We start from the raw sequence: 7,410 nt of genomic DNA, 5'->3' as shown, positions 1-7,410 counted from the left end.
CTCTCTCTCTCTCTCTCTAACATAATAACGCTGTTTACAAACATTTTAACGTTTGCAAAAGCATTTTTTTGAGGTGTTATTTGCTGAGAGAAAGTCATATTGCATTAAAAAAAATAAAAAGACAAAAAGAACAAAAGATAAAGGACAAGACTTACAGCTTGTAGCTGATAACTTGTAGCTAACTAAATCATTCCTCATTTTATCCGAAGAATGTAAGGGCAAAAGTAAAGGGTTTAATGTTTTACAGCAAAAAATTAACGGAAACTTTTAATTATATCAAATCAAGCTGATAAAACTAACGGAATCTATCCATTATGATTATTTCCGGCTTATTGTATCTCCCATTGTTTTTTTATATTTTTGTACCATTAAAAAATATTTTTGTCTTTTTACTGCTAGCAACAGTAAAATAGCAATAAGGCAACTCGTAACTTTGTAACTAATAATATATGTTCGAAAAGATTATTATCCTCGATTTCGGTTCACAAACCACCCAGTTAATCGGACGCCGCTTGCGCGAATTAAACGAATATTGTGAGATTGTACCTTACAACAAATTTCCTGAAAAAACCGACAATATAAAAGGCGTTATCCTGTCGGGAAGCCCTTTTTCGGTTTACGACCCGCAAGCATTCAAAGTAGATTTATCAAATATACGTGGAAAATTCCCGGTATTAGGCATTTGCTACGGAGCGCAATATATGGCTTACACCTCAGGGGGTAAAGTTCAGCCTGCCAACTCGCGCGAATATGGCAGGGCAAATCTTTCGTACATCGACAAAGAAGACTCGCTTTTTCGTGAAATAAGCGAAGGCTCGCAAATATGGATGTCGCACGGCGACAGCATTACCAATCTGCCTGATAATTTCAAAAAAATAGCCAGTACAGATGATGTAGAATTTGCAGCCTACCGTGTGGAAGGAGAAAAAACGTGGGGAGTGCAATTCCATCCCGAAGTTTTCCATACATTAGACGGAATTATTTTGCTTGAGAATTTCCTTGATATATGTGGGGCTACACGCAACTGGTCGCCGGCATCGTTTGTAGAATCTACCGTGACGGAACTTAAGGAACAGTTGGGCAACGACAAGGTAATTCTTGCCCTTTCGGGAGGAGTTGATTCATCGGTTGCTGCTGTATTGCTAAACAAAGCTATTGGTAAAAACCTGACTTGTATCTTTGTCGACCATGGGCTGCTCCGCAAAGATGAATTTGAAAACGTATTGCGCGATTACGAACATTTGGGACTTAACGTAATAGGCGTAAACGCCAGAGAACGTTTTTACAAAGCACTGGCGGGAGTATCCGACCCCGAAAGAAAACGGAAAATAATCGGAGCAGGATTTATTGATGTGTTCGACGAAGAAGCGCACAAAATAAAGGATGTAAAATGGCTGGCACAAGGCACTATTTATCCCGATATAATCGAGTCGCTTTCAATCACAGGTACGACAATTAAATCGCACCACAACGTAGGCGGATTGCCCGAAAAAATGAATCTGAAACTGTGCGAACCACTCCGTTTGCTGTTCAAAGACGAGGTGCGCCGCGTAGGAACCGAGCTTGGCATGATGCATCACTTAATCAAACGCCATCCATTTCCGGGACCCGGTTTGGGCGTGCGTATTTTAGGCGATATTACCGAAGAAAAAGTACGCGTATTACAAGAAGCTGATGATATTTTCATCAAAGGACTGCGTGAGTGGAACCTTTACGACAAGGTATGGCAGGCGGGTGTGATTCTTCTTCCTGTGCAATCAGTGGGAGTAATGGGCGACGAACGTACTTACGAAAACGCTGTTGCCCTGCGTGCTGTAACTTCTACCGATGCTATGACTGCCGATTGGGCACAGTTGCCTTATGAATTTTTGGCAAAAGTATCGAACGAAATCATAAACAAGGTAAAAGGTGTAAACCGGGTAGTGTACGACATTAGCTCGAAACCACCGGCAACAATTGAGTGGGAATAATATTGATGTTGAATTGTTAATTTGTCGAATTGCATTAATTGTTGAACCGTATGGAGTATAAATACGGATTTGAAAAGCTGGAAGTTTGGCAGGATGCACGCTCTTTTGTCCGTGAAGTTTATTCAATCACAAAACAGTTTCCGCAAGAAGAACGCTATGTTTTATGCCCTCAAATTCAACGAGCAGCAATTTCAATTGTTTCTAATATTGCAGAAGGTGTTTCAAGAATTTCTGGAAAAAAAAATACGTTTTCTTGAAGTTGCTTATGGTTCTTTAATGGAAGTTTACTGTCAACTCTGTATTTCTTATGACTTGTTATACATTACGAAAGAGCAATTATCCGAGTTGAAACTAAGCATTGATAAAATTTCAAATAAAATAAATGCCTTAGTACGCAGCTTCAAACAATCATGCTGAGACGTTGAATTGTTGAACCACTTTAGCGAGAGTAAGATATTTGACAAACAATCAGTTAAACATCTCTCAGCAATTTAACATCTTAACAATTAAACGATTCAACAACAAGAATGATAGACACCCACTCGCATATTTACGATGTAGCTTTCGATACCGACCACTCGGAAGTAATACAACGTGCTAAAGATGCGGGAGTCGAAAAAATCATTTTGCCTAACGTAGATAGCGAATCGTTACCCCAGATGCTACGGTTGGAGAAAGAAAATCCGGGGTATTGCTACGCTGCTATCGGGCTTCACCCTACAAGCGTGAAGGGAAATTATAAAGAAGAACTAAGCATAGTTGAAGCCGAACTGAAAAGACGGAAATACATTGCCATAGGCGAAATAGGTATCGACCTGTATTGGGACAAGACTTTCGTCGACGAGCAGATATTCGTCTTTCAGAAACAGATAGAATGGGCATTAGATTACGATTTACCCATAATCATCCATGTGCGCGATTCATTCAGGCAAACAATGGAAGCTCTTATGCCCTATCACGGAAAAGGCTTGAAAGGAATCTTCCATAGTTTCACCGGAGATATCGACGAAGCAAATGAAATCATTAACTTTGGAGGATTCAAACTGGGCATAAACGGAATTGTCACTTTCAAAAACTCAAACCTGACGGAAACACTCCGTCAAGTAGATTTAAAACATATCGTTCTGGAAACAGACTCTCCTTACCTTACTCCTGTACCATACCGCGGAAAACGCAACGAAAGTTCGTACGTAAAATTTGTATGTCAAAAGCTGTCAGAAGTTTACAACACAACTTTCGGCGAAATTGAAAAAATCACAACAGAAAATGCATGCGGGTTGATGAAATTTGATAATTTCTCATAATCCGGATTTATTGTTGTTTTAACCTCCTACCTTTTCGGATTTGTAATACGACGAGGCAGCAGATTCCAAAAAATGTAGAATGTTTTTACAATCTGTTGTAGGCATCTTTTGACCTTGTCCGGTGAGCCGAAAAATAAGTGAAGTCGGCGTTAAAAAATCTTCCCTGTTTGAGTGACGTAAGGAACGAGTTTGGAAGATTTTAGCCGATAAACGTCAATTTTTCGTGCGAAGCGGGCACAGTCTTGATTTTTTGTTCCTTTTTCATCAAGGAAAAAGGAAGTAAATGACTTTGAATCAGTGAAAAAAATTGATTGTCAACAATTCAATATTTTTCACTTACTAATAACTGTTACACACTAAATAAAACTCTTGCGATGAAGTACCTTATCATATTAGGGGACGGCATGGCCGACGAACCTATCGAGGCATTGGGAAATAAAACCCCTTTGCAAGCCGCAAACAAACCCGGCATCGACAATGTAGCCAAATTGGGAAGAACGGGCATGCTCGATACCATACCCGAAGGATTTGCACCGGGAAGCGAAATTGCGAACCTGAGCGTGCTTGGCTACGACCTGACAAAGGTTTACGAGGGACGCGGGTCGCTCGAAGCCGCAAGCATGGGAGTAGCAGTAGAGCCGGGCGAAATGGTTATGCGCTGCAACCTGATTTGCATCGAGGATGGAATAATAAAAAACCATTCGGCAGGGCATATAGGCAGCGACGAAGCTAAAGAACTTATTCTTTTTCTTCAGGAAAAGCTGGGAGACGATATTATTAGTTTTCATCCGGGAGTATCGTACCGTCATGTGCTGAAAATGAAAGGTGGCAATAAAAGTTTGAAATGCACTCCCCCACACGATGTACAGGGCACTCCCTTCAGCCAAGTTATGATACAGGCCGAAAGTACCGATGCAGCGAGTACGGCCGAGTATCTCAATAAATTAACCTTGTTATCGCAAGAAATACTCGAAAACCATCCCGTAAACTTGAGGCGGGCACAGCAGGGAAAAGACAAAGCAAACAGCATCTGGGTATGGTCGCCGGGCTACAAGCCGCAGATGAAAACAATAGCCGAAACGTATGGCCTGAACAAAGGTGCTGTAATATCTGCTGTCGACCTCATCAAAGGTATTGGCGTATATGCAGGGTTGGAGGTAATTGAGGTAGAAGGCGCAACCGGACTATATGACACAAATTACGAAGGAAAAGCGCAGGCTGCCCTTGATGCGTTGAAAGAAAATGACTTTGTTTATCTGCATATCGAAGCAAGCGACGAAGCAGGGCACGAAGGCGATTACAATCTGAAAATAAAGACAATAGAAGACCTCGACAGCCGGATTGTGAAGCCAATTTTCGAGGAAATATCAAAGTGGGACGAGCCGGTGACTATAGCTTTACTGCCCGACCACCCTACCCCATGCGCTATAAAAACCCATACCAATACCCCTATTCCTTTCGTTATTTACACCAAAGGGATAACACCCGATAGTGTAAGCGTTTACGACGAATTCTCGGCAAAAGAAGGTAGCTACGGGCTAATAAGAGGAAAGGATTTTATGGAGAAACTAATGGGGTAATCGCATCAAAATCTACTAAATTATGTTGATTTGGTGTTTTAACCTACTTTGTAGCCGTTGCTAACTATCCCGCCTCAGCTGGTGAGCGTTAAGAAATTCAGCGTAACGGAGCACTTTTCCCCTCTCCTTAAGGAGAGGGGGTAGAGGGTGAGGTTGGAAAAAGTAAAAGCCCGTCCGGCTTGAGGATTAAGAAAATACGGAACTCTCCCTAAATCCCTCTCTCAAAGAGAGGGACTTAAGGCAACTAAACGAAAGAACTGTTTCTGATAAATATATATTTGAAAATACAACTTTGATGCAAATCGCCCTAATAAACTGATGGGCGTTAACGGATAATTAAATATTTTTTCTTTTATTTGCATTTTAATTACCCTACGCTATTTGAACAAAGGTTATTCTAAAATCTATTTCCATTATGAAACTAATTAAAAATTTAATTCTATTTGGTATCATTGCATTATTATTACCCAGTTGCGCGACTATTGTCGGAGGCTCTACATACAATGCCCACGTAATAGTAAATGGCTCGCCGGATGCCGAAATTACGTTTAACAACCGCTACAAAGGCAAGGGCACAGGCACCTTCCCCGTAAGGAGGAAAGACGCAAATAAAGTTGTAATCAAAGTACAGGAAGAAGGCTGTGAAGAACAAACCTTCATGTATCGCTCGCGTGCATTCAGAGGCTGGGCTTTTGTAGGTTCTGTCTTAGGCTGGACAGGAATAATTCAGGGTATACCATTGCCGTGGGGGATAGTAGTGGATTTAGCCACAGGAGCTGTTTGGAAACCGGACATAATGGAGCCCGGCGTATCCAAAATGGACTATAACAATTTTCAGTATTTTCTCAATTATACAGGTTGTCCGAAAGAAACTCCTTACTTTAAGGAACAAGTAAACGAAGAATCTATACCAAATGAGCAAGAAGCTCCCAAGCCATTGAATGCACCTGCCAAAACCCTGATAGATGTGTTGTATCTGACAAACGGCAATGTTATGAAAGGAATTATCATAGAGCAAGTGCCTAACCAGATGGTAAAAATACAAACTTTTGATAACCAGACATTCATTTTTTCGACAAACGATATAGAAAAGATAGAACGTGAAATGACTGAATAATCCCCGTAAAAATGAAGTATTATAGCACAAGCAAGCAAGTAACAGGGGCCGACCTAAAAACAGCCGTAGTAAAGGGACTGGCCGAGGATAAAGGCTTATTCATGCCTGATGAAATAAGACCATTGCCACAGGCTTTTTTCGACACGATTGACACGCTTACTTTTCAGGAGATAGCTTACAATGTAGCTCAAGCGTTTTTTGGAGAAGACGTGGAACCCGCAGCGTTGAAACAGATTGTGTATGATACTTTAAATTTCGATGTTCCGCTTGTACACGTAAATAATAATATTTACAGTCTGGAGCTTTTTCATGGGCCTACATTAGCCTTTAAGGATGTAGGAGGGCGTTTTATGTCGCGCTTATTAGGCTATTTCGTTCAAAAACAGGAGAAAGAGCAGGTAAACGTATTGGTAGCAACATCGGGAGACACGGGAAGCGCTGTTGCAAACGGATTTCTGGGTGTAGACGGTATTCATGTGTATGTACTATACCCAAAGGGCTTGGTTAGCCCTATTCAGGAATGTCAGTTTACCACACTCGGAAAAAACATTACAGCCCTCGAAGTCAACGGTACTTTCGACGACTGCCAGCGGTTGGTGAAATCGGCGTTTATGGACGAGGAACTGAACAGCAGAATGAAACTTACATCGGCCAACTCCATCAATGTAGCACGATTCCTCCCGCAGTCATTTTATTATTTCTATGCCTACGCCCAGTTAAAGAAAATAAATCCTGACAAAGCAGGAAACATTGTAATATCCGTTCCGAGCGGAAATTTCGGGAATATCACAGCAGGGCTTTTTGCTAAAAAAATGGGGCTGCCTATTAAACATTTTATCGCGGCAAACAACCGGAATGATGTTTTTCTGGAATACCTGCAAACCGGAGAGTATAACCCCCGTCCATCCATAGCAACAATAGCAAATGCGATGGATGTAGGCGACCCAAGCAACTTTGCACGTATCCTTGATTTATACGGAAATTCGCATGCAGATATATCAAAAGAAATAAGTGGAGTAAGCTATACCGACGAGCAAATTGCTGAAACATTGAAACGCTGTTATGAAAAAACAGGATATCTTCTCGACCCGCATGGAGCATGTGGCTATCAGGCTTTGTCAGACCTGCTAAAAGCCGATGAAACGGGTATTTTTCTGGAGACAGCCCACCCGGCCAAGTTCAAAGATACGGTTGAAAACATCTTGGGAGAGTCCATCGATATTCCGCAAAAGCTACAGGAGTTCATGAAAGGTGAAAAGCAAAGCCTGCCTATGGAAAAAGACTTTGATTCGTTCAAAAACTACTTGATAACAAGGATATAACTCCCTAAGAGCTTGCCCCTCGTCCTTTCGGATTTGCAATCCGAAAGCCATTATCTGCGGATTTAAAATCCGCTATTAAGAAATCATCAGATTACCGCTCGAACTTGTTCGCTTGGT

Annotated in this window: 5 protein-coding genes and 1 pseudogene; all 6 read left to right on the top strand. The window is 41.4% G+C overall.

From position 1 onward, the window contains the following. The first annotated feature begins 449 nt into the window (after positions 1-449). The 6 genes and pseudogenes from guaA to thrC all read left to right on the top strand — a co-directional run bounded on the left by guaA (position 450) and on the right by thrC (position 7,293). Complete coding sequence (guaA, locus tag D0T49_RS09590) at positions 450-1,970, top strand: glutamine-hydrolyzing GMP synthase (protein ID WP_163630799.1); 1,521 nt, start codon at positions 450-452, stop codon at positions 1,968-1,970. 50 nt (positions 1,971-2,020) lie between these two features. Then, positions 2,021-2,387 (top strand): annotated as a pseudogene (locus D0T49_RS13240) (four helix bundle protein). Positions 2,388-2,497: 110 nt separating this feature from the next. Continuing rightward, positions 2,498-3,274, top strand: coding sequence for a TatD family hydrolase (locus tag D0T49_RS09580; protein WP_163630797.1), 777 nt, complete (start codon positions 2,498-2,500; stop codon positions 3,272-3,274). Between the two features lie 374 nt (positions 3,275-3,648). Next, positions 3,649-4,854 (top strand): cofactor-independent phosphoglycerate mutase, encoded by a 1,206-nt coding sequence (locus D0T49_RS09575; protein WP_163630795.1) that lies wholly within the window; start codon positions 3,649-3,651, stop codon positions 4,852-4,854. 415 nt (positions 4,855-5,269) lie between these two features. Beyond that, positions 5,270-5,971: a hypothetical protein gene (locus tag D0T49_RS09570; RefSeq protein WP_163630793.1), complete on the top strand. Its 702-nt coding sequence runs from the start codon at positions 5,270-5,272 to the stop codon at positions 5,969-5,971. 11 nt (positions 5,972-5,982) lie between these two features. Beyond that, positions 5,983-7,293 (top strand): threonine synthase, encoded by a 1,311-nt coding sequence (gene thrC, locus D0T49_RS09565; protein WP_163630791.1) that lies wholly within the window; start codon positions 5,983-5,985, stop codon positions 7,291-7,293. The last annotated feature ends 117 nt before the right edge of the window (positions 7,294-7,410 follow it).

This window comes from Paludibacter sp. 221, from assembly GCF_010501035.1.
Lineage (GTDB): Bacteria > Bacteroidota > Bacteroidia > Bacteroidales > Paludibacteraceae > QVMH01.
This window is presented reverse-complemented; position numbering and strand designations above follow the sequence as displayed.

Bases quoted from the DNA above. Each gene is read 5' to 3' on its own strand.
- guaA (WP_163630799.1), top strand. From the start codon at position 450: ATGTTCGAAAAGATTATTATCCTCGATTTCGGTTCACAAACCACCCAG.
- D0T49_RS09580 (WP_163630797.1), top strand. From the start codon at position 2,498: ATGATAGACACCCACTCGCATATTTACGATGTAGCTTTCGATACCGAC.
- D0T49_RS09575 (WP_163630795.1), top strand. From the start codon at position 3,649: ATGAAGTACCTTATCATATTAGGGGACGGCATGGCCGACGAACCTATC.
- D0T49_RS09570 (WP_163630793.1), top strand. From the start codon at position 5,270: ATGAAACTAATTAAAAATTTAATTCTATTTGGTATCATTGCATTATTA.
- thrC (WP_163630791.1), top strand. From the start codon at position 5,983: ATGAAGTATTATAGCACAAGCAAGCAAGTAACAGGGGCCGACCTAAAA.